The following is a 19490-nucleotide window of genomic DNA, read 5'->3' as shown; positions in this document are numbered from 1 at the left end:
CTAGTTCTTCTTCGCCAGCGCGCCGCCGGCGACCTGGCCGCGCAGTTCGCGCAGCTTCGCCTTGAGCCGGCGCTCGTTGACCAGGCCGGTGCGGATCAGCGCCTTCTGGCCGGCCGAGAGGTTCTCGAGCCTCGGGTCGGCGAACTCGTAGTGCGTCGAAGGCCGATCGGAAGGCCCGTCGCCCTTGATCTCGACCAGCTTCACCGCCAGCGGCCCGGCGGGTTCGGGCGCCTGCAGCAGATGGTCGATCACCGCCACCAGCCGGTCGTTGAAGTGGCGGCCCGGATAGCCCTGTTCTTCGTACGCCTGCTGGAACAGCGGGTAGAGCTTCGCGTAGAGCGCCGCCGCGCGCTGCGTGTTCACCGATTCGACGAACAGCACCAAGGGCGTGTAGCGCGCGCCGTTGTCGAGGCTGATGGTCCGCGCCTCCCCGCTGCCGCTGACCTCGAAACGCTTCGGCGTGCGCTGCACCGGCCACATGCGCGCGGCCGCCTGGTCGCGCGGCAGGTTGTCGACCGTGGCGACGAAGCGGCGCACGAAACCGTCGGCCTGCAGGAAGGACGCGACGGCCTTGCCGCCGAGCAGCTCGGTGAGCGCCGAACGCACCTTCGCATCGGCATCGTCGAGCTTGGGCAGGTCCGCGTCGGCGGTGGCGTCGACCGGATGCTGCGGCTCGGTGGATGCGGCCGGCGGTGGAGCGGCCAGTGCCGGCGCATCCGGCTGCGGCGCCGTGGCAACCGGCGGCGCTTCGGCCGGCGCGGCCTGCTGCTTCGACCAGCGCCACCAGACTGCGCCGGCGGCCAGCGCCAGCACGACGAGGACGACGACGATCCACAGCGAGGTTTCGCGTGCGGGCCTGAAATCTGCGCTCTCGCGTTCGGGCATGGAAGCATCTCCTTTCATGAGCCCCGTCATTGGACGCCATTTCGCGCCCAGCGGCAGGCACCACACTGGTAACGTCCTGTGAACGCCGAGGTCTAGGGCTCGCCGCCCTCCGGCAGGTGGATCAGGCCGGTGTGGAAGTCGTACTCGAACACCTCACCGTAACGGCCCCATTCGATCGCGGTGCGCAGCACGCGTTCGGCTTCCCCGGCGTCCAGGCTCTCGCTCAGCAAATGCAGGAACGGCTCCTCGGGCAGTTCCCCGGATGGGGCCTGCTCCAGGCTGTGGCGAATGTGCGCCGCCAGCGGCACGTGGGCCAGCAGCTGCTGGCCGAAGAGCTGCCGGCGCAGCGTGTGCGCACCCTCCACATAGCGCTGTCCCAGCGGCGTGAGGTGCAGGTCGGCATCGGCCAGCTGCGCGAAGCCGAGCAGCGCCAGCGCCTGGGCCAGCGGCAGCAGTTCCTGGTCGGTGAGTTCGGCTTCCTCCGCCAGTTGCGGCAGGTCGGCGCGGCCTTGCCGGTCGTCTTCGACCAGCATCTCGAGCAGGGCCTCCATGCGCCCGACGTCGGCATCGGGCAGCCGGTCGCCCAGGTGCATGTGCAGCGGCTCCTCGCGCGCGCGCTCGGCAGCGTCGGCGCCGGTCATGAGCATGTAGACCTCGTCGATCAGCGCGCGCACTTCCAGGCTTTCGCCGTCGCGCGGACGCGGCAGCGCAATCGGCAGCTCGGCACGCACGCGGCCCGGGTCGCTGGCGAAGATCAGCACGCGGTCGGCCATGAGCACCGCTTCCTCGATGTTGTGCGAAACGACCAGCATCGCCTTGGTCGGCATGGCGCCGCCGTCCCACAGCTGCAGGATGTCGTCGCGCAGGCGTTCGCCGGTCAGCACGTCGAGCGCGGAGAAGGCCTCGTCCATCAGCAGCACCTCGGGCTCGACCACGAGCGCGCGCGCGATGCCCACGCGCTGGCGCATGCCGCCCGAGAGCTCGCGCGGCAAGGCGCCCTCGAAGCCCGCGAGGCCGATCAGCGCGATGGCCGCAGCAGCACGCCGCGCACGCTCGGCCGGCTCGACGCCGCGCGCCTCCAGCCCCAGCTCCACGTTTTGCTGCACCGTGAGCCACGGGAACAGCGCGAAGGACTGGAACACCATTGCGATGCCGCGCGCCGGACCGTACAGCGGCTGGCCGCGGTAGCGCACGCCGCCGCCGTCCACGCCGATGAGGCCGGCCAGGATGCGCAGCAGCGTCGATTTGCCCGAGCCCGACTGGCCCAGCAGCGCGACGATCTCGCCTTCGGCGAGCCGGAAGTCCACGCCCTCGAGCACCGGACGCGCGGCACCGTCGGCGGAGCGGAAGGACTTGCGAACGCCCTTCAGTTCAACGATGGCTTCGGCCATGCTTGTTCCTCCTTGCAGATCAGAAATGCATCCGGTTTTCGGCCAGTTCGTAGAGCCGGCGCCAGACGAAATGGTTCATGCCCATCACGAACACGCACATCACGCCGATGCCCAAAGCGATGCGCGGGAAATCGCCGATGGCCGTCATGTGGGCGATGTAGCTGCCCAGGCCCGCAGCCTGCAGCGTGGTGTCGCCCCAGGTCACGTACTCGGCCACGATGCTGGCGTTCCACGAGCCGCCGCTGGCCGTGATGGCGCCGGTGACGAAGCTCGGGAACACGGCCGGCAGCAGGTAGCGCCGCCAGCGCAGCCAGCCGCCGAGGCCCAGATTCCGGGCTGCATAGCGCAGCTCGGTCGGCACGCTCGACGCGCCGGCGATCACGTTGAAGAGCAGGTACCACTGCGTGCCCAGCACCATCAGCGGCGCCAGCCAGATGTTCGGATTCAGGTGCCAGCGCACGATGAACAGCACCGCCACCGGGAACATCAGGTTGGCCGGAAACGCGGCCAGGAACTGCGCCACGCCCTGCAGCCGCTCGGCCCAGCGCGGATTCATGCCGACCCAGATGCCGACCGGCACCCACACCAGCGCCGCCAGCGCGATCAGCACCAGCACGCGCGCCAGCGTGTAGAGCCCCAGCACGAACACGTGCACGACCTCGGACCAGCCGACCTCGGTATGGATGAAGCGCACGAGCCAGGCGGCCGCCAGCAGCACGGCCGCGGCCAGCGTCGCGTCCCACACGCGCGCCACGGCAGGGTTGAGCGGCCGCGGGCGGGCCTTGATCGAGGTGCCGTCATGGTCGCGCCGAAAGAACATCAGCGAGCGTTCGAGCAGCCGCACGAAACGCAGAGCGATGTGCTTCAGCCTGTCGGTGCGGCGCAGCCAGGTCAGGAGCCAGGAGCGCGGCGCATCCTCGCCGCCGCCCTCCTCGAAGCGGAACTTGTCGGCCCAGGCGATCAGCGGCCTGAAGAACAGCTGGTCGTAGAGCACGATGCCGACCAGCATGCCGCCGATCGCCCAGCCGATGGCGCCCAGGTCGCGCGCCTCGATCGCCGTCGCGATGTAGGAGCCCACGCCCGGCAGCTTGATGCTCTGGTTCGACACCGAGATGGCCTCGGAGGCGACGACGAAGAACCAGCCGCCGGACATCGACATCATCATGTTCCACAGCAGTCCCGGCATCGCGAACGGCAGCTCGAGGCGCCAGAAGCGCTGCCAGCCCGAGAGCTGGAACACCGCCGCCGCCTCGCGCAGTTCCGCCGGCACGGTGCGCAGCGACTGGTACAGGCTGAAGGCCATGTTCCAGGCCTGCGAGGTGAAGATGGCGAAGATCGCCGCACACTCCACGCCGAGCAGATTGCCCGGGAAGAGCGCGATGAAGCCGGTGACGGTGATCGACAGGAAGCCGAGGATCGGAATGGACTGCAGGATGTCGAGCACCGGCACCAGCACCCGCTCCGCCGCGCGGTACTTGGCAGCCAGCGCGGCAAAGATGCAGCTGAAGATCAGCGATGCGCAGAGGGCCAGGAACATGCGCAGCGTCGTGCGCAGCAGATAGTACGGCAGCATCCACGGGTCGAGGCTGATCGGCAGCGCCTCTCCCAGCTCGTAGGGCCGCACCATCTGCGAACCGCCCCAGGCCAGCGCGAACAGCAGCGCCAGCACCAGCGGCAGCAAGGCCCAGTCCCAGCGGTTGCCGCCGGAAGCGACCGTCTGGCGCGGGAAAAAGCGTTTGTCGAGCATGAGGCGGCGGACGCGAAGGGCCGATGTTCGCAGACCCTGGCCCGCGGCGGGCCGCCATTGTGCCTATGCAACCCGTGCGCGAACCTGACCAAATGCCTCGCTGATCTCGCGCGTGACCTTCAGGAAACGGTCGATGTCCGTGGCCGAATTGCAATGCAGCGGCGACACGCGCACGGCCCCTTCGAGGCCGAAGGAATGCAGCATCCGCTTCGAGTACAGGCTCGTCGCGACGCGTTCATAGACGATGACCCCGCGCTTCTCGTACTCGCGCACGGCCTGGGCGTGCTCGAGATTCTCGATGCCGATGGCCAGGATCAGGTCGCGCTTCGTCAGGTCTTCGTGGTCGAGGAATACCTTCACGCCGTCCATCCGGCGCAGGCCGGCGATGCCCTCGCTGCCGTTGAGCATGCGCGCGAGCAGGGCACGTTCGTGCAGCTCGATGCTCTGAATGCCGCTGGCGAAAAGGGTGCGCCGGTCGTCGCTCGCAACGAACCGGCCGCCGAGCCAGCACACGTAGCTCACGATCTCGGTCACGACGGCGAACTGCCAGGGCGCGGCGCTGCCCAGATCCCAGAAGTCCTTCTTCTTGCCGGCCAGCTTGTGGTGCGGCAGGACCGAGGCGCGTTCCGACAGCCACGACATGCCCGATCCCCTGCAGCCGAAGAACTTGTAGGGCGCGATGTTGATGCCGTCCACCGGCGTCTTCTGCAGATCGATCAGGCCGTGCGGCGCGTGCTGCACGGCATCCACGACGATGTACAGGTCCGGCTTGACGGCGCGCGCCTGCTTCACGATCTCGTGGATGTCGAGCTTGGCGCCGGAGATGTTGGACGCATAGATCACGCTCAGCAAGGAGGTGTTCTCGTCGACCAGGCCGACGATCTCTTCCACATCGATCCCGCCGGTGGCAGGGTTGGACTTCGCGACCCGCAGCTCCTTGCCCGTACGCTCGGCGTAGAGGGACATGGCGTCGAAGGAGGACGGATGCTCGAGCACGGTCGTCACCATGTTCGTGCCGGGAACGTTCTCGGCGACCGCGCGGACCATGTCGAACATCCCGCCCGAGGCCGTGAGGGAGGCGTAGACGCTGCCGCTCTTGGCATTCAGGATCGTGCGAAGGTCTTCCGTTCCCATGGCCTGGACCTCCTGCAGAAAGATCGCGAGTTCGTGGATGCGCTCCGGGCAATCCGGCAGGGCGTCGATGCGGGCGAACTGATCGACGGCGGCCTTCAATCGGAACGACCCTCCTGCGTTGTCGAAGAAGAGACGTTCGCGGCCATTCATGTCGTGGTCGACGTAGTGGAAGCGGCTCTTCACCTCCTTCATCAATGCGTCGGAAAAGAGTTCGCCTTCAGCGATGTTCATTCTGGTGTTCCATGGTTCGGCAAGAGTTGATTTTCGAAGCGGCCAAAGATTTCCAAAAGCGATATTTTTCGATACGATTCGATGAGAAAAAGAGGCCTCGATGATGATGACTTTCAAGCAGCTTGAGGCTCTGTACTGGATCGGCGAACTGGGCAGCTTCGCGCTGGCCGCCCACAAGCTGCACACCTCGCAGTCGGCGGTGTCCAAGCGGGTCCACGAACTCGAGATGGTGTTCGACACCGAGCTGTTCGATCGCAGCCAGCGTTCCGCGCGTCTCACCGACAAGGGCGAGGAGATGTTCGTGCTGGCCAAGAAGCTGCTCGATCAGCGCGATGCCGCGGTCGAGCAGTTCAGCCGGGTCGACGTGATCGAACGCCGCGTTCGCATCGGCGTCACCGAGCTCACGGCGATGACCTGGCTGCCGCGCTGGGTCGAGCTGATCCAGGAGCACTACCCCAAGGTCACCCTCGAGCCGGACGTGGACAGCAGCGTCAACCTGCGCGAGAAGGTGCTGGCAGACGAACTGGACCTGATCGTCGTGCCCGATGCATTCGTCGATACGCGGATTCCCAAGAAGGCGATCGGCAAGGTCGAGAGTGCCTGGATGTGCAAGCCGGGCCTCGTCAAGAGCAGCAAGGCGATCCGCCTGCACGAACTGGCGAGCCACCGCATGCTGATCCAGGGCGTGAAATCCGGGACGGGTCTGCTCTACGACAGCTGGATGAAGGATCTGGGCGTCCAGCCTTCGAACCCCATCGTCATCCACAACCTGGTGGCCTTGATCGGATTGACGATATCCGGCCTGGGCGTGAGCTACCTGCCGAAGGAAGCGGTCAGCCAGATGCTGGAAGAAGGGTCGCTTGCGCTGATCAAGGTGACGCCCGCCCTGCCGCCCGTCACCTACGTCGCGATGTACAAGGGCGAGCACCGGAGTTCGCTGCTGGCATCGATCATCATGCTGGCCCAGTCGTGCTGCGACTTCACCCGGATGTTTCAGGCCGTCAAGGGATGACACCGGCCACGCACGAGCCGTCGTCTCACACGCCCTTGTTGTTGGGGTTCTTGTAGACCTCTTTCACCGCCTCGGTCATCGGGAAATTCAGGTTCGCATTGGTCGGAGGGATCGGCTTCATGAACCACTTGGCATAGATCTGCTCGATGGCGCCCGACTTCATCAGGTCGGTCACCGTCTTGTCCACCAGTTCCTTGAACTGCGGGTCGTCCTTGCGGTACATGATGCCGTAGGGTTCCTGGCGCAGCGACTCCGCCGTGAGGATCTTGAAGTCGCCCGGCTTCGGCGACGTGGCGATCAGGCCTGCCAGTTGCACGTCGTCGAGGATGTAGGCGGCCGCGCGGTCGGATGCGAGGAGCAGGAATCCATCCGCCGTGTCCTTCGCGGCCACTTCCTGGACCTCGATGTTCCCGGACTTGCGATAGGCGCGCAGAAGCTGGACGCCGGTGCTGCCTGCGACTGTCGAGACCGTCTTGCCATTCAGCTCGGCCAGCGAATTGATGCCGGAGTCCTTCTTCACCGCGGCCGTGATGCTGGTGACGAAATGACTCGGGGCGAAGGCCACCTGCTGCTGGCGCTGGACCGTGTTCGTGGTGGTCGCGCAGTCGAGGTCGACGGTGCCGTTGGTCAAGAGCGGGATGCGGTTGGTCGAGGTCAGGATCGTGTAGCGCACCTCCAGGTTGGGCATGCCGAGCCTGGCCTTGACCGCATCCACGATCTTCAGGCAGATGTCGTTGGTGAAGCCGACCGGATCGCCGCCGCCGGCGGGCTTGTAAGAGAACGGGATCTGGCTGTCGCGGCCACCGATCGAAATGCTTCCATTCGCCTTGATCTTGCTCAGCGTGTCGCTTTGAGCCAGCGCGGTGGAACACAGCAGCGCGGCGCTCAGGCCCAAGGTCAATGAGAGTCGAAATTTCATCGGGAGCTTTCGGGAAGGTTGCGTTGGCGCAAATTCTCGAAGCGAGCACCCGTTTCTAAAAGCGATTTATTTTCATCGACTTGAAGGCCATAAAGTGATCAGTGGCGGCAAGGACTAGAGCGGAAAGGCCTCCAGCCCCGGCTGCCCCTCGGCCCCCTTGACCGGCGTGTGCGCCACGTTCATCACCCAGCAGACCATCGTGAAATAGCCCACCAGCGCGCTGAGTTCGACCACCGCCTGCTTGCCGAAGCGGGCCTCGGCCGCGGCGTAGGTCGGCTCGCTCACGCCGTGGTGGTGCAGCAGCTCCAGCGCGAGATCGAGCGCGAGCTGCTCGTCCTGCGCCAACGGTGCCGCGCGCCGGCCGAGGCGCAGCGCTTCGATGGCCTCGGCACTGACACCGGCCTTGACCGCCGCCGTCGCATGCAGCACCCACTCGAACTGGTTGCCCACGTGGCGCGCGACCGCGCAGGTCACGAGCTCGCGCACGCGCGCATCGAGTTGGCTGTCGAAGCGCAGGTACTCCCCGAGGCTGCCGATGCGCTCCATCAGCACCGGGCTTTGCAGCAAGGGGATGAAGGGACCGAAGACCGCCTTGCGCGGACCATCGATCAGCGCCTGGGCGGCGGCGCGCTGCGCCTGCGACATCGCGTCGGCCGCCGGCATCGGCAGGCGCTCGGCCCAGGGACGGGTATGGCCTTGTTCGAACATGGAGGGATTCCTTTCTTCAATGGAGAGAGACGGGGATCATGCGCGCGCGAAGCAGCCACCATGCGCTTCCGAGCAGCGCCACGGCACCCACGGCCAGCGCGCTGAAGAGGCCGCCGAAGCCTTGCGCGCCGCCGCTCAGTGCGGACGAGAGCACCGGCCCGGCCATCTGGCCGATGGCGAAGGCCGCTGTCATGCGGCCCAGCGCGCGCGTCGGATCGCCCACGGTGCGCGCCCTCGCCTCCTGCATCCCGGCCATGGTCGCGACCATGAAGGTGCCGCCCACCAGCAGCGCGGCCAGCAGCACCGTGAAGGCCGACAGGTGCAGCACCGGCAGCAGGCAGCCCAGCGCCATCAATGCGTGGCTCCCGGCCAGCACGTGGCGGCGCGCAACCCGCGCCAGCACCACGCTGGCGAGCAGCGTCGACACTGCGGCCGCCGCGCCGAACAGCGGCCAGGCGGCGCCAAAGACGGCCGGATCGTCGACCACCGCGCGCGCCAGCACCGGCAGAAAGGTGGCCGGCAGGATGTAGCCGAAACCGAGGATGCCGTAGCAGATCACCAGGCCCCATGAGACGCCGCCGGCCGGTGCCGTTGCGGCAGCATTCGCGGGCGCCGCCGATACGATCGCGCCGCGCGGCATCAGCGCTGCCACCGCGAGCAGGCCCACCAGCGCCAGCGCGCCGAGCTGCAGCCACAGCGCATCGGGTGCCAGGCCGGCCGTACCCGCACGCCAGCAATAGAGACCGGCCGCTGCGATGCCGGCGCCGACCCCGGCATACAGCAGGCCGGGACCTGCGGGCCGATCGAAACGCGCCAGCCAGACCAGGCACCAGACGCTGGTGCTCACCAGCGCCCAGGCACTCGCCACGCCGGCGATGAAGCGCAGCAACAGCCAGAGCGCGAGCGAGCCGGTCCAGCCCATGGCCGCGGTCGACAGCGCAATCGCGGCCAGCGCCAGCAGTCCAACGCGCTGCGGCGACAGCGGGACGCGCGCAGTGGTGAGCGCACCCAGCAGGTAGCCCGCGTAGTTGGCCGCGGCGAGCCAGCCGCCGGCTGCCACGTCGGCGCTGCCGGCGCGGATCATCAGCGGCAGCATGGGCGTGAAGGCGAAGCGCCCGATGCCCATCGCCATCGCCAGCGCGAGCAGGCCCGCGGTGCAGACCGCGATGAAAGACGGTTGCGGTGCGGTGATCGAAGGGTTCGACATGGGTCGCCATTAGACGCAGAATGCGGATGCTCCACAAATGAATTATCGAGAACAATCATTCTTCAAATGAGAACGATCGACCTGGACTCCCTGGAGATTTTTCGCACCGTGGTGGCCGAGGGCGGCGTGATCCGCGCGGCGGGCAAGCTCAACCGCGTGCAGTCCAACATCACGACCCGCATCCAGCAGCTCGAAGAGCGGCTGGGCCACAAGCTGTTCCTGCGCCAGGGCCGCTCGCTCGCGCTGGCGCCCGCCGGCCACAAGCTGCTGCCCTATGCCGACCGCCTGCTGCGCCTGGCCGACGAGGCGGAGAGCGAGCTGCGCAGCGACCTGCCCTTGGGCACCTTCAAGCTGGGTTCGCTCGAAAGCACGGCCGGCAGCCGGCTCGCGCCGGTGCTCTCGCGCTTCCACAAGCTCTACCCGGGCGTGGTGGTCGAGCTGGTCACCGGTACCACGGGCGCGCTGCTGAAAAGGGTGAACGCCTTCGAGGTCGAAGCGGCCTTCGTGTCCGAGCCTTTCTCCGCGCCGGGGTTCGAGACGATGTCGGTGTTCGAGGAAGAACTGGTGCTGGTCACCGCGCGCAGCGTGGCCTCCGTCACGCGACCGGGCGACCTCGCCGGCGCCACGCTGATCGCGTTCGCGCAAGGCTGCTCGTACCGCCGCCTGCTCGAGCAGTGGCTGGGCAAGGGCGGCGTCACGCCGGTCCGCTCGCTGGAGTTCTCCTCCTACCAGGCCATGATCGCCTGCGTGGCCGCGGGCACGGGTTTCGCCATCGTGCCGGTCTCGGTGCTCAAGGCCCTGCGCGCGACGGCCGACGTGCGCCAGCACGCGCTGCCCGAACGCATCCGGACCAGCCGCACCCACCTGGTCTGGCGCGGCACACCGTCCATGGCGCTGGCGCGGCTGATCGGCATGCTGCAGAAAAGCCTATGAAAAGAGTCCGTTGACTTCGCGCGCCGAAAGCATGCCTGCGCTCATCGCGTCATGACGCCCTTCGTCGAATGCCTCGGCGGCAACGCGGCGAAGCAAGGCGAGCGCAGCCTGCAAGGGACCGCAGCCCAGGCTGACGCGCCGCGCACCGGCGCGCGTGGCCGCGTCCACGGGAAGCGCCCCGGCGTAGCCCGCGTAGACATTCACCGGCAAGGAAACAGCGCGCACGAAGCGCGCCACTTCCTCGGCGCGATCCATCCCGGGCACGAAGATGCCGTCGGCACCCGCCGCGGCGTACCGCTGCGCCCGACGCACGGTGTCTTCGTAGCGCGCCGCCGCATCGTCATTGGCGTCAAAGTAGGTGTCGGTGCGCGCATTGATGAACAACTGCGCTTCCATCTGCGCGGCCGTCTTGCGCAGCGCGTCGATGCGTTCGCACAGGATTTCCGGGGGCGCCAGGCGTTGCGTCCCGGGAAGCACGCCGTCCTCGATGTTCACGCCGACGACGCCCATGTCGATCAATGCGCGAACCACGGCACATACTTCTTCGGTGCTGCGACCGAAGCCGCGCTCGATGTCGACGCTGACCGGAACGCTGGCCACGCGGCAGATGCGTGCGCAAGCGGCGATCAGTTCGCCGGCAGGCATCTGCTCGCCATCCGCATGGCCGAGCGACCAGGCCATGCCGGCGCTCGTGGTGCCGATGGCCCGCGCGCCGGCACGCTCGACAACACGGGCGCTGACGGCGTCCCACGCATTCACCAGGGTCAGCGCGCCCGGGCCGGCGTGCAGTCGATAAAAAGTTTCTGCCCGCTTCCGGGCTTCGATGGATTGCATGAGGGCGAGCTTAGAGACGACACGCGCTGCGGACTTGGAAAAAACTGCTGTTCGCCGTCCATCACTTTTCCTTTTCCGCGAGCGAATCGGCCGCGCGGCGCTCAGGCCAGGGCGGTGGCGGCCGGCTCGGCACCGGCGATCTGCCGCAGTGCGCGCTCGAACACTTCCACCGGCTGGCCGCCCGAGATGAGGTGCCTGTTGTTGATGATGATGGCGGGCACCGAGTGGATGCCGGCATCGGTGTAGAGGCGCTCGCGCTCGCGGGTTTCCGCTGCGTATTCGTCGCTCCCGAGAATGGCACGCGCCCGTTGCGGGTCGAGGCCGGCTTCGGCGGCCAGGCGCACCAGCAGCTCGGGGTCGGAGGGGTTCTCGCCGTCGGTGTGGCAGGCCTTGAGCAGCGCCTTCTTGAGCGCCACCTGCTTGGCCCCGTCCTCGAGCTCGGCCCAGTGCAGCAGGCGGTGCGCGTCGAAGGTGTTGTAGACGCGCGAGCGGCCTTCTTCGCGGAACTTGAAGCCCACCGCCGCGCCGCGGGCACGGATCGCTTCGCGCGCCTGCGCCTGCTGCTCGCGCGAAGAGCCGTATTTCTGGTTCAGGTGCTCGAAGGCGTCCTGGCCTTCGCGCGGCATGTGCGGATTGAGTTCGAAGGGCTGGAAGTGCAGTTCGGCGCTGATCTCGGGCGCCACACGTTCGAGCGCGGCTTCGAGGGCACCGAGGCCGACGGCGCACCAGGGGCAGGACACGTCGGAGACGAAATCGATCTTGAGGCGGGCGGTCATGGATGTTCCTTTTCTGTCAGAGGCTGCGCCAGAAATCGATCAGCAACTGGCTGAATTCCACCGGCCGCTCGACCGCGCTCAGGTGCGCCGCGTCGATGGTGGCGAGGCGCGCGCCGGGAATGGCGGCAACCATCGCCTCGGACATCGCGAGCGGCGTCGCCTCGTCGCGCAGGCCGGCGATCACCAGCGTGGGCGTGGTGAACGCACGGTTGCTCTCGCGGAAATCGATCGCGCTCACCGCGTCGCAGCTCGCGATGTAGCCGGCGGCGTCGGTGCCGACCAGCGTGTCGTTCAGGCGGCGCGCGGCCTCGGTGCCTTCCGGCGTGGCCACGTACGCCGGCGTGAGCCAGCGCGCCAGGGCGCCGGGCGCGATTGCAGCCACGCCCTGGGCCTGCACGGTCTCGACGCGCGTGCGCCAGGGCGCCTGGTCGGGGTAGTGCGCCGACGAATTGGCGATCACGATGCTCTTCAGCAGCTGCGGATATTTCGGCGCCAGCGCCTGCGCGGTCATGCCGCCCATCGAGAGGCCGACGAAGTGCACCGGCTCGCCCTCGGCTTCGCGCTCGATCAGGGCCGCCGCGTCATCGGCCAGCGCCTGCAAGCTGAACGCACCGGGCACCACTTCCGAGCCGCCATGGTTGCGGTGGTCGTAGCGCAGCACGGTGTGGGCACGGGCCAGCACCGCGGCCGCCTCGTCCCACATGTGCAGGTCGCAACCCAGCGCATGGCTCAGCACGACGATCGGGCCTTCGCCCTCGCGAATGACATTCAAACGGGTCATGGATTTCCTTTGGGCTCTTCGAGCAGGCCTTTCTCGCGCAGGATGCCGGTGGCGATGCCGAAGGCGTGGTTGGCCACCGGCACGCCGCAATAGATGGCGGCCATCATGATCACTTCCTTGATCTCCTCGGGCGAAAGCCGCGATTCGGGCGGGCCGTCGAGCGCGGCGCGCACGTGCATCGCAAATTCTTCGTAGGCGTGGATGCCCAGCATCATCGACAGCACCATGAAGCGGCGCGTCTTGTCGCCCAATGCCGGGCGGCCCCAGACGTCGTTCCACGCATGTCGCGTGATCAGTTCCTGGAACTCGCTGTTGAAGGCATTGCGGTTGGCCAGCGACTTGTCGACCCAGGCATCGCCGAGGATGCGGCGGCGGTTGAGAAGACCGGCTTCGTAGTCGGGTGAAGTCATCGTGCGGTGTTTCGTGTGTCGAGTTGAGTTTGCAAGGCCTTGACCTGCGCCAGCGCGATCGTGCCGGCCGGCTCGGCGAGCGCCGGATCAAACCATTCGTCTGCGGCTTCGCGCGGAAGTTCCGCGCGCAAGCGGTCGATGTTGGCACGCATGCGCGCGGCATCGATCTGCAGGCCGGGCAAGGCGCCGGCCAGCGCGCGCACGCTGCCGTGGGCGGACATCAGCAACTGGGGCCATTCGCCCAGCTCGGCCTGCCAGGCGCCGAGCGCGCGCTCGTGCTCCTGCGGCATCGCGGCCAGCAAGGCGGCCACGCGCTGCGGCGCGCGCTGCGCGGCCGCCAGCGCCACCATCGAAGCCACCGGGTTGCGCTTGTGCGGCATCGCCGAGGAGCCGCCGCGTCCGGGCTCGCTGGGCTCGGCCAGTTCGCCGACTTCGTACTGGCCCATGAGCGCGATGTCCTTCGCGATCTTGCCGAGGCTGCCGACCATGAGGCCCAGCTCGCAACCGAGCGCGATCCATTCGTCGCGCTGGGTGTGCCAGGTCGCGCCCGGGTCGCCCAGGCCCAGCTCCTCGGCCATGCGCTGCCGCACCGCCGGCCCCTGCCCCTTCATCTGCGCCAGCGTGCCCACGGCCCCGCCGAGCTGCAGCTGCAGCGCGCGGCGCGCCGCCTCGGCCAGCCGCGCGCGGCTACGCACCAGCGGCGCGGCCCAGCCGGCGCACTTGAGCCCGAAGCTCGTGACCGAGGCCGGCTGCATCAGCGTGCGCGCGAGGATCGGCGTCGCGGCATGCCGCTTGGCATGCGCAAGCAGCGCCTGGGCCGCCTTGACCAGGTCGGCCTCGACCAGCGCCACCGCCTCGCGCGTGACCAGCGCCATCGCGCTGTCGATCACGTCCTGGCTGGTGCTGCCGAAATGCACGAAGGGCACTGCCTCGGCATTGAACAAGCCCACCGCCTCCTTGAGGCTCTTGACCAGCGGGATCGCCACACTGCCGGCGCGGCCGCTGTCGCGCACGATCTTGGCGACATCGAACAGCTCGACCTTGCAGCTGCCGGCGATCGAATGCGCTGCCGATTCGGGAATGAGGCCCTCGGCTGCCTGCGCGCGCGCGAGCGCGGCCTCGAAGCGCAGCATCGCGCCGACGAAGTTGTGGTCGCTGAATGCGGCCAGGGTTTCGGATGTGGAGAGGAAGCCTTCGAAGATACTCATGGCAGATAGGCGCTCAATAGGCGATCTGCGCCACGGCCCGCAGGTCTTCCGGCGTCGCAGTGCCGAAGCCGAAGAATTCGAGGTACGCAGGGATCATTTCGAACAGCATGTCGGTGCCGACCTGGACCGCGCAGCCCTTGTCGCGTGCGGCCCGCAGCAGCGGGGTGTACTCGGATTTCATCACGACCTCGCCGACGAAGGTGGACGGCGCGATGCGATCGACGTCGAAGGGTAGCGGATCGCTCTCCTTCATGCCGAGCGGCGTGGCATTGACCACCACGTCGTAGCCGGCGGGGTCGCTGGAGCCGGTGGCGACGCCCAGTTTCGAGTAGTGCGTGGTGAGCCGGCCCGCGAGGGCCTTCGCCGACGCCGCGTTGGCGTCGAAGAGCGAAAGCTGCGCGACGCCGGCTGCGGCCAGCGAGGCGGCGATCGCCGAACCCACGCCGCCGCAGCCCGACACCAGCACGCGCGCGCCTTCGAGCGCGCGGCCCTTGCGCAGCACGCCGCGCACGAAGCCGGCGCCGTCGAACTGGTCGCCCACGAGCGTGCCGTCGGCGCGCTTCAGCACCGCGTTGCAGGCGCCTGCGATCCTGGCGGCCGGCGTCAGTTCGTCAACCAGGTCCATGGTCGTGATCTTGTGCGGCATGGTGACGAGCGCGCCGCGGATGTTGGTGAGCCGGAACAGCGACGCGAAGGCGGCCGCATAGTCCTCGGCCTTGATGCCCATCGGCACCACCACGGCGTCGATGCCCTGCTGTTCGAACCAGGGGTTGTAGATCATCGGCGCCTTGAAGCTCTCGGTCGGATAACCGAGGTGGGCGATGAGGGTGGTCTTTCCGGAAATCGTCATGATGGGATTGCGACCCGAAGGCCGGTATGCGCGGCCTCGGCGACCGCAAGGGTGACAGCCAGCGTGCGCATGGCATCGCGCACGGTGACACGGGGCGGCACTTCGCGCCGCACCACGGCGCAGAAATGAGCGAGCTGGCGCGCGAGCGGATCGGTCTCTTGCATGTCGACCCTGCTGCGTACCATCGGACTGAACCACGAGGCCGCGCCCGTGTACTCGAGCACGCGCAGGGTGGGCACCTGCAGCGAGCCGTGCGTGCCGGCGATGATGTAGCAGTCCTGGTCCGCATGGTGGTCGTAGGCCTTGTTCTCGCCCGAGGTCTGCTCCCAGCTGCGCGGACTGGCCGCAGCATCCGACAGCATGAAGGTCCCGAGCGCGCCGTTGGCGAAGCGCAGGTTGATAGCGACCGTGTCCTCCACCTCGAAGCCGCGCGCCGCATGGGAAGCGAAGGCCTGCACCTCGACGATCTCGCCCACCAGCGCGCGCAGGTTGTCGATCTCGTGCACCAGGTTGATCAGGATCGGCCCGCCGCCCTTCTGCCGGCGCCAGGCGGTCTCGAAGTAGTCGTCGGGCTTGTGTAAGGTGGCGCTGGCCGTCACGGCCACCAGCTTGCCGAGGCGGCCGCCGGCAATGGTCTCGCGCGCGGCTTCGAGAACGGCGCTGTGGCGCCGGTGATGGCCCACCAGCACCGGCACGTTGGAGGCTTCCACCGCCGCGGCCAGCCGCTCGGCTTCCGCCACGGAATCGGCCACCGGCTTCTCGACCAGCGCCGGCACGCCGGCCGCTACGCAGGCCAGTGCACCGGGCACATGCAGCGCGTTCGGCGTGGCCAGGACCACGCCGTCGGGCCGCGCCGCGGCCAGCAGCGCTTCCAGGTCCGGGTACAGCGGCACGCCGGCCTCGGCCGCCAGCGCAGTCGCGCTCGGGAACGGGTCGGCAAAGCCGATCAATTCGCAGGCGCTGTTCGCGACCATGCGCATCCAATGCGCCCGGCCGATCAGGCCGGCGCCGGCGATCGCGAGGCGCAGCTTCCTGTCCATCGCACCCTCTCCTCAGACCGTGGCGGCCGGCGCCGCGGCGGCATGCGCGCCGCCGAGGAACAGGCGTTCGATGTTCGGATCGGCCAGCAGTTCGGAGGCCGGCTTGTGCAGCACCAGCCGGCCCGATTCGAGCGCGATGGCCTCGTCGGCCATCTTCAGCGCGCTCTTCACGTTCTGCTCGACCATCAGCACCGTGGTGCCCTGGTCGGCAAGCTTGCGCAACAGCCTGAACACGTCCTGCACCACCATCGGCGACAGGCCGATCGAGGGTTCGTCGATCAAGAGCACCTTGGGCCGCAGCAGCAGCGCACGGCCGACCTCGAGCTGCTTCTGCTCGCCACCGGAGAGCGAAGAAGCCGCGCTGTTCATGCGCTCCTTCACGCGCGGGAAGAGCTCGAGCACTTCGGGAATGCGCTCGTGCGTGGTCTTCATGCCCAGCGTGATGCCGCCGAGCTCGAGGTTCTCGTAGGCCGTCAACTGGCCGAACAGATTGCGCCCCTGCGGCACGAAGGCAATGCCGTGCTTCACCAGCAGGTCTTTGGGACTGGCGCCGGTGATGTCTTCGCCATCCAGCAGGACCCGCCCGTTGCGCACCTTGAGCAGGCCGAACAGCGTCTTGAGCACGGTCGACTTGCCCGCGCCGTTGGGGCCGAGCAGCAGCGTGATCTTGCCGCGCCTGGCCTTGAAGGACAGGTTGTTGAGGATCATGAAATCCTTGTAGCCCGCCAGCACGTTGTCGAATTCGATGCAGGTGTCGGTGGTGGTCATGATCAATTCCCGAGATAGGCGTCGAGCACCTGCTTGTTGGCGCGGATTTCGGCCGGCGTGCCGATCGCCATGACCTTGCCCTCGACCATCACCATGATGCGGTGGCACAGGTCCATCACGAAATCCATGTTGTGCTCGATCACGACGAAGCTGCCGCGGCGCGTGCGATTCAGGTCCTTCAGCAGGGTCGAGAGTCCGCCGACCAGGCTGGGATTGACGCCTGCGCACGGCTCGTCGAGCAGCACCAGGTCGGGCTCGCTCATGAAGGCCATGCCGATGTCCACCAGCTTCTGCTGGCCGTAGGAGAGCGTGCCGGCCTTCTTGTTCGCGACGTGGCGGATGCGGAACTGGTCGATCAGCGCGTCGGCCTTCGGTCCCAGGCCCGAGTCGCCGGGCGCGAACATGCGGCTGAACATGCTGCCCTGGTGTTCCTGCGCCGCGACGATCAGGTTCTCGCGCACCGTCATCTTGCCGAACACCTGCAGCGTCTGGAAGGTGCGGCCGACGCCGCGCCGGTTGAGCTCGAGCGGACCCAGCTTGGTGACGTCCTCGCCCTTGAGTTCGATGCGGCCGGCATCGGGCGTGATCTGGCCCAGCATGCTGTTGAACAGCGTGGTCTTGCCCGAGCCGTTGGGACCGATCACGCCGAAGATCTCGCCGGGGCGCACTTCGAAGCTCACGCCGCCGACGGCCTGGATGGCGCCGTAGGCCTTGCTGAGATCGGTCACGCGAAGAACCGGCACCACTTGCTGCTCCGGCACGATAGCTTCCGCAAGCACGGCGTTCATGTGGCAGCTCCCATGCTCGCGGCAGCAGCGGAGCGCGCGGCCGAGGCCTCGCGCGCTTCGCGGCGTGCCCGGATCCGATCGGGGATCGAGAGCAGGCCGTCCGGCAGCCAGACCATCAGCACCACCACGGCGGCGCCGAACAGCGGCAGGTACCAGTCGGCCACGCCCGGCACGTCGCGCAGCCACTCGGGCACGATCACGCCGACGGCCGCGCCCAGCACCGGCCCCCAGAAGTAGCCGGGGCCGCCGACCACCACCATCAGGTACATCATGATCGAGGCCGCCACGGCGAAGGGCGCCGGCTCGATGAACTGCACCAGCGAGGCGAACAGCGCGCCGGCGATGCCCGCATAGGCGGCGCCGATGGCAAAGCTCAGCAAGGTGTAGCTGCGCACGCTGATCCCCAGGCTCTCGGCGCGGATCGGGTTGTCGCGCAGCGCGGTGAAGGCCTTGCCCCAGGGCGAGCGCAGGAGGCCCCACAGCAGGAGCGCGAGCAGCACGGCGACGGCGAGCACGAAGTAGTAGTAGGCCAGGTTGCCCTCCAGCAACAGCCCGGCCAGCTCGGGCCGCGGGATGTTGTTGATGCCGAAGGTGCCGCCGGTCAGCCACTCCTCGTTGCGCATCAAGAGCCAGATCGCGGTGTTGAAGCCCAGCGTGGCGAAGGCGAGGTAGATCGCCTGCACGCGCAGCGCCGGAAAGCCCAGCACCAGGCCGACCGCGAAGCACAGCAGCGCCGCCGCAGGCAGGCCCAGCCAGAAGCTGATGCCGGCCTTCATGAGGATCGCCACCGTGTAGGCGCCGATGCCGAAGAAGGCCGCATGGCCCAGCGACTTCTGGCCCGCATAGCCCACCGTCAGGTTGAGCCCCATGGTGGCGATGATGAACACCAGCCAGTAGCTCAGCAGGTAGATGCCGTAGTTCTTGAGGAAGTTGGGCGCGATCAGCAGCGCGGCCGCAGCCACGGCGATCAGCGCGAGGTGCATCTTCTTCATACCTTGCGCTCCTCTTTCTTGCCCAGCAGGCCTTGCGGCTTGAACAGGATCACGACCATGAAGATGACCAGCGCCACCGCGTCCTTGTAGGCCGGCGAGATGTAGGCCGAGGCCAGGTTCTCCGCCACGCCGACGATCAGGCCGCCGAGCAGCGCGCCGCGCGAGTTGTTGAAGCCGCCGATGATGGCCGCGAAGAAGGCCTTGGTGCCCAGGCCCTCGCCCATGTCGAACTTGGCGAGGTAGGTGGGCGTGACCAGCAGCGCCGCCGCCACCGCCAGCGCCGCATTGATGGCGAAGGTGTAGAAGATCATGCGCGGCACGTTGATGCCCAGCACGCTCGCGCTCTCGGTGTTCTGCGCCACGGCCTGCATCGCGCGGCCGGTCACGGTCTTCGAGATGAAGGCCTGCGTGGCCAGCACGATCGCCACCGCCAGCCCGAAGGTGCCGAGGTCGGCCATCGTGACGGTGACCCCCGCCACGTTGAAGAGCTTGTCGGCGAAGAGGCTGGGGAACGGATGGGCCTCGGCGCTGTAGCCGGCGCGCACGCCGTTGCGCAGCGCGATCGACAGGCCGATGGTGGCCACCACGATCGGCATCATCCCGAACTTGAACAGCGGATCGACCAGGCCGCGCTTGAAGAGCCAGCCCAGCACGAACACCGCCACCACGATCGTCAGCACGAAACTCAGCGAGAGTGGTGCGCCGAAGGACATGAAGGCGAGCATCGCGAAGGCCGGCAGCATCACGAACTCGCCCTGCGCGAAGTTGATGGTGCCGCTGGCCTGCCACAGCAACGTGAAGCCCAGCGCAGCCAGCGCATAGATGCTGCCGGTGGCCAGCCCGCTCAAGAAGAGCTGGATGAAGTCCGTCATGGCG

Annotated in this window: 20 protein-coding genes; 2 read left to right on the top strand and 18 right to left on the bottom strand. The window is 67.8% G+C overall.

Annotated features, from left to right (window positions below):
- From ACSQ9I_RS11615 to ACSQ9I_RS11600, 4 genes are all read right to left on the bottom strand, one after another.
- Positions 1-885 (bottom strand): DUF3014 domain-containing protein, encoded by an 885-nt coding sequence (locus ACSQ9I_RS11615; RefSeq protein WP_436308848.1) that lies wholly within the window; start codon positions 883-885, stop codon positions 1-3.
- A 92-nt stretch (positions 886-977) separates the two neighbouring features.
- Positions 978-2276 carry an ABC transporter ATP-binding protein gene (locus ACSQ9I_RS11610; RefSeq protein WP_436313253.1) on the bottom strand — a complete coding sequence of 433 codons (1299 nt, stop codon included), beginning with the start codon at positions 2274-2276 and terminating at the stop codon, positions 978-980.
- Between the two features lie 19 nt (positions 2277-2295).
- Positions 2296-4023, bottom strand: a complete 1728-nt coding sequence (locus ACSQ9I_RS11605) for an ABC transporter permease (RefSeq protein ID WP_093109389.1) — start codon at positions 4021-4023, stop codon at positions 2296-2298.
- Between the two features lie 63 nt (positions 4024-4086).
- Positions 4087-5388, bottom strand: coding sequence for an aminotransferase class V-fold PLP-dependent enzyme (locus tag ACSQ9I_RS11600; RefSeq protein ID WP_436313252.1), 1302 nt, complete (start codon positions 5386-5388; stop codon positions 4087-4089).
- Positions 5389-5494: 106 nt separating this feature from the next.
- Between ACSQ9I_RS11600 and ACSQ9I_RS11595 the strand changes: the two genes are divergently transcribed.
- On the top strand, positions 5495-6400 hold the full coding sequence (locus tag ACSQ9I_RS11595; RefSeq protein WP_436306283.1) for a LysR family transcriptional regulator: 906 nt from the start codon (positions 5495-5497) through the stop codon (positions 6398-6400).
- 25 nt (positions 6401-6425) lie between these two features.
- On the opposite strand, the gene ACSQ9I_RS11590 is transcribed toward ACSQ9I_RS11595, so the two are convergent.
- From ACSQ9I_RS11590 to ACSQ9I_RS11580, 3 genes are all read right to left on the bottom strand, one after another.
- On the bottom strand, positions 6426-7319 hold the full coding sequence (locus ACSQ9I_RS11590) for an amino acid ABC transporter substrate-binding protein (protein WP_436295186.1): 894 nt from the start codon (positions 7317-7319) through the stop codon (positions 6426-6428).
- A 114-nt stretch (positions 7320-7433) separates the two neighbouring features.
- Positions 7434-8027, bottom strand: coding sequence for a carboxymuconolactone decarboxylase family protein (locus ACSQ9I_RS11585; protein ID WP_436303646.1), 594 nt, complete (start codon positions 8025-8027; stop codon positions 7434-7436).
- A 16-nt stretch (positions 8028-8043) separates the two neighbouring features.
- A complete protein-coding gene (locus tag ACSQ9I_RS11580; protein WP_093109393.1) occupies positions 8044-9234 on the bottom strand; it encodes a YbfB/YjiJ family MFS transporter in 1191 nt (396 codons plus the stop codon).
- A gap of 66 nt (positions 9235-9300) precedes the next feature.
- Here ACSQ9I_RS11580 and ACSQ9I_RS11575 point away from each other — a divergent pair, with 66 nt between their 5' ends.
- Entirely contained in the window at positions 9301-10167 is an 867-nt protein-coding gene (locus ACSQ9I_RS11575) for a LysR substrate-binding domain-containing protein (RefSeq protein WP_436303643.1), read from the top strand.
- On the opposite strand, the gene ACSQ9I_RS11570 is transcribed toward ACSQ9I_RS11575, so the two are convergent.
- The 11 genes from ACSQ9I_RS11570 to ACSQ9I_RS11520 form a co-directional block, all read right to left on the bottom strand.
- On the bottom strand, positions 10162-11001 hold the full coding sequence (locus ACSQ9I_RS11570) for an isocitrate lyase/PEP mutase family protein (RefSeq protein ID WP_436313251.1): 840 nt from the start codon (positions 10999-11001) through the stop codon (positions 10162-10164). The two genes, ACSQ9I_RS11575 and ACSQ9I_RS11570, sit on opposite strands and share 6 nt — an antisense overlap.
- 101 nt (positions 11002-11102) lie before the next feature.
- Positions 11103-11777: a DsbA family oxidoreductase gene (locus ACSQ9I_RS11565; RefSeq protein ID WP_093109396.1), complete on the bottom strand. Its 675-nt coding sequence runs from the start codon at positions 11775-11777 to the stop codon at positions 11103-11105.
- Positions 11778-11793: 16 nt separating this feature from the next.
- On the bottom strand, positions 11794-12558 hold the full coding sequence (locus ACSQ9I_RS11560) for an alpha/beta fold hydrolase (RefSeq protein ID WP_436303641.1): 765 nt from the start codon (positions 12556-12558) through the stop codon (positions 11794-11796).
- Positions 12555-12968: a carboxymuconolactone decarboxylase family protein gene (locus ACSQ9I_RS11555; protein WP_436313250.1), complete on the bottom strand. Its 414-nt coding sequence runs from the start codon at positions 12966-12968 to the stop codon at positions 12555-12557. Before ACSQ9I_RS11555 ends, ACSQ9I_RS11560 begins: the two co-directional genes overlap by 4 nt.
- The gene (gene pcaB / locus ACSQ9I_RS11550) at positions 12965-14176 is read right to left on the bottom strand and encodes a 3-carboxy-cis,cis-muconate cycloisomerase (RefSeq protein WP_436313249.1); all 1212 of its coding nucleotides are present in this window, start codon (positions 14174-14176) and stop codon (positions 12965-12967) included. Before pcaB ends, ACSQ9I_RS11555 begins: the two co-directional genes overlap by 4 nt.
- Positions 14177-14189: 13 nt before the next feature.
- Entirely contained in the window at positions 14190-15026 is an 837-nt protein-coding gene (locus tag ACSQ9I_RS11545; protein ID WP_093109400.1) for a shikimate dehydrogenase family protein, read from the bottom strand.
- Positions 15023-16066 (bottom strand): Gfo/Idh/MocA family protein, encoded by a 1044-nt coding sequence (locus ACSQ9I_RS11540; protein WP_436313248.1) that lies wholly within the window; start codon positions 16064-16066, stop codon positions 15023-15025. Before ACSQ9I_RS11540 ends, ACSQ9I_RS11545 begins: the two co-directional genes overlap by 4 nt.
- A gap of 12 nt (positions 16067-16078) precedes the next feature.
- Entirely contained in the window at positions 16079-16834 is a 756-nt protein-coding gene (locus tag ACSQ9I_RS11535) for an ABC transporter ATP-binding protein (protein WP_214695574.1), read from the bottom strand.
- 2 nt (positions 16835-16836) lie between these two features.
- On the bottom strand, positions 16837-17622 hold the full coding sequence (locus ACSQ9I_RS11530; RefSeq protein WP_170855684.1) for an ABC transporter ATP-binding protein: 786 nt from the start codon (positions 17620-17622) through the stop codon (positions 16837-16839).
- Positions 17619-18614 carry a branched-chain amino acid ABC transporter permease gene (locus ACSQ9I_RS11525; RefSeq protein WP_436313247.1) on the bottom strand — a complete coding sequence of 332 codons (996 nt, stop codon included), beginning with the start codon at positions 18612-18614 and terminating at the stop codon, positions 17619-17621. The genes ACSQ9I_RS11530 and ACSQ9I_RS11525 overlap by 4 nt, the downstream gene beginning before the upstream one ends.
- Entirely contained in the window at positions 18611-19486 is an 876-nt protein-coding gene (locus ACSQ9I_RS11520) for a branched-chain amino acid ABC transporter permease (RefSeq protein WP_214695567.1), read from the bottom strand. Before ACSQ9I_RS11520 ends, ACSQ9I_RS11525 begins: the two co-directional genes overlap by 4 nt.
- Between the last annotated feature and the right edge of the window lie 4 nt (positions 19487-19490).

Source organism: Variovorax sp. LjRoot84 (assembly GCF_964254305.1).
Taxonomy (GTDB): Bacteria; Pseudomonadota; Gammaproteobacteria; order Burkholderiales; family Burkholderiaceae_C; genus Variovorax.
Note: the sequence above shows the minus strand (reverse complement) of the source record. Positions and strands in the feature narration are given on the sequence as shown.